We start from the raw sequence: 2,300 nt of genomic DNA on the forward strand, positions 1-2,300 counted from the left end.
GGTTATAGGTTTCCGGAAAATTCTCAATCCCCGTATAAATATCTTCACGAGTTTTAAGTTTGCCCTCTGCCATCCATCCTCCAAGAATTTTGGCTCCTTCGGCATATCTCGCCGCATAGTCGAACACCACCATACCCTGCATAGTTGCCCTGTTTACCAGGAGGGATAAGTAGTTACTGGGACCTTTTATTCCCAATTTATTATTATACTGCGAAATAGCACCACAGATCACAATTCGTGCGTGCATGCGTAATCTTGTTAAGGCAAGATCCAATATATCGCCTCCAACATTGTCGAAATACACATCGATCCCTTTAGGACATTCTTCTTTTAACCTGCTAGCCACATTCTCATTTTTATAGTCAATACAGGCATCAAATCCCAGTTCATCTACAACGTACTTGCATTTGTCCTGCCCTCCTGCAATACCTACAACCCTGCACCCCTTTATTTTTGCAACCTGCCCCACGATGCTGCCAACGGCTCCTGCGGCACCGGACACAAGGACAACATCGCCTTCCTGTATCTTCCCTACTTCGGTTATCCCAAAATAGGCTGTCATTCCGGGCATTCCCAAAGCACCAATATAGGTTGGCAACGGAGCTATTCTGGGGTCTACCTGGTAAAATCCCTTTCCATCAGTAGCACAATATTGTTGTACCCCTCCGGATCCCGCTACATAGTCGCCTACTTTAAACTTCGAGTTTTTAGAGGCGATCACTTCTCCCACGGAACCGGCTCGCATTACGGAACCAATGGCCATGGGCTCTATATAGGATTTACCCGGATTCATCCAACCCCGCATGGCAGGGTCGAGTGATACATAGTGTTGTTTTACCAAGATCTGTCCATCCTCAATTTCAGGAATAGGATTGGTTTCTAATGACCATGTTGAGGAATCTGCTTCCCCCATGGGTCTTTTAACAAAAAGGAGTTGTTTATTCATTGTATTTTATTTTTTCTTTTTATTGGAAAAACTGGCTACGTACGCCTTCATTTTTGACCTGATCTCTGGCTTCCACCAAAGGACGGCGGCCTCTTTTAAGGAATTTTCAGGATCCGGATCTAGTTTATCAAGCCAATGTTTCCGAAGTTTCTTTTTTGTGTTGATCCAAATTTCAGGATCTGCCTTTAAATATTGCCGCATCTTATTTTCCGAATGCTCCAGTACTTCATCTAAAGGAAGTAAGGCATCTACTAAACCTACGGATTGCGCTTCAGCGCCTTTAAATAATTTACCTTCCAGAATATAACGGTTTGCCAGGCCCTCTCCCATCCAAAAAGCATAGCCTTCGGTGAGGTTTTGTGAAATTTGAATATTCACCGCCACCTCGTTGAGTCCGATCACATAGTTGTCTCCTTCCGCCATATAACGGTTATCGCTGGCAACTGCCAGCACACAACCCCCGGCAGGAGAATGACCTGTGATGGCAGAGATAAATGGTTTTGGGAAGCGTACCAATTGGAGGTACAATACCCCAAAGGCGCTAAAAAAGTCATGGATCTGTTGTTCATTATACCCAATAAGTTCAATTAGATCCAGGCCGGCTGAGAAAAAATGTGGTTGTCCTGTAAGAATTACCCCTTTTATCTCTTCATCTTTTTCAATTTCGCTAAAGACCTGCCTTAGCTCCTGTACCATGTCGTAATTGAGAGCGTTCACTTTTCCCCGGTTCATCTGAACAATGACATACCCTTCTTTTCTTATTATTTGTAGTGTATTCATACTTAATCCATGTCAATTTTAATGAAGGGATGTTCCCCCGTCTATGGTAATCGTCTGACCGGTGATATATTTTGAACTATCTGACGCCAGCCATGCAACAGTTTCGGCAACTTCCGTAGCCTCCCCAAAACGACCCATTGGGATCATCTGTTTTAGTCGTTCTCCCATATCCGGCCTGCTGGCCAACAACTGGTCCAAAAGGGAAGAATGGGTATAACCGGGGCAAACGGCATTGATGCGTATGTTCTTTCTCCCGTATTCCAGGGCGGCAGATTTAGTCATGCCCACCACTGCAAATTTACTGGCGCTATAGGATAAATTATTTCCGGAAGGTTTGAGTCCGGCCAAAGAGGCAATATTAATGATATTGCCTTCGCCTTGCAGCAGCATCTGCTGTAGTGCTACTTTCATACAATAGAAAACGCCCGTTTGGTTTACGGCAACAACGCTATGCCAGTCTTCCAGGGTATGTTCTGCGGTTTTATTTTGATTTTTGCCTCCTATTCCCGCATTGTTTACCATCACATCTATGCTGCCATACTCCTTTACTACCTGTTTCACAAAGTTTTCTACC

The 2,300-nt window shown here is 44.3% G+C and carries 3 protein-coding genes; all 3 read right to left on the reverse strand.

The genetic code is table 11. The annotated features are described in order from the left end of the window. Positions 1 to 946, reverse strand: a 946-nt coding sequence (locus WBM49_RS03940) for an NADP-dependent oxidoreductase (RefSeq protein WP_424370763.1), incomplete at its 3' end; no start/stop codon positions are given. A 6-nt stretch (positions 947 to 952) separates the two neighbouring features. Continuing rightward, a complete protein-coding gene (locus tag WBM49_RS03945; RefSeq protein WP_424370764.1) occupies positions 953 to 1,726 on the reverse strand; it encodes an enoyl-CoA hydratase/isomerase family protein in 774 nt (257 codons plus the stop codon). An 18-nt stretch (positions 1,727 to 1,744) separates the two neighbouring features. After that, positions 1,745 to 2,300: SDR family NAD(P)-dependent oxidoreductase (locus WBM49_RS03950; RefSeq protein WP_424370765.1), on the reverse strand; the 556-nt coding region annotated here is incomplete at its 5' end.

This window comes from Muriicola sp., from assembly GCF_049669965.1.
GTDB lineage: Bacteria > Bacteroidota > Bacteroidia > Flavobacteriales > Flavobacteriaceae > Muriicola.